Raw genomic sequence first — 388 nt, 5'->3', positions numbered from 1 at the left:
GTGGACGGCCGGGACGCGCTCCTGATCGACCTCGACCGCCACCGCCGCCAGTACCTCCGGTACGGGCTCCACCTCCAGGAACCGCCACCGCCCCGCCGAGTCATCGGCCGGAGGCCGGAACGACAGCACTCCCCGGTCCTCGGCCAGGGCGAACGCGAACGAGTCGAACGGCAGCCCCAGCCCCAGCCCCCGCGCCTTCGAGTACGCCTCCTTCAGCGTCCACAGCCTCAGCGCACGCCGGTCCCGCGGCCGCCCGGGCGCGGCACTGGCGATCCAGTCCTGCTCCTCACCGGAGAACGTCGCGATGATGCTGTCCAGTCCGCGCTCGCCCCGGTCCAGCCGCTCCACGTCCACGCCGATCCGCAGGCCCCGGGAAACCCCCAGCAGG

The 388-nt window shown here is 73.7% G+C and carries 1 protein-coding gene; it reads right to left on the bottom strand.

The features are described from left to right. The coding region (locus tag G3I78_RS50580; RefSeq protein WP_164437411.1) for a 4'-phosphopantetheinyl transferase superfamily protein at positions 1–388 on the bottom strand (388 nt) is incomplete at both ends.

Origin of the sequence: Streptomyces sp. SID13726, from assembly GCF_010548375.1 — a bacterium.
Lineage (GTDB): Bacteria > Actinomycetota > Actinomycetes > Streptomycetales > Streptomycetaceae > Streptomyces.
Note: the sequence above shows the minus strand (reverse complement) of the source record. Positions and strands in the feature narration are given on the sequence as shown.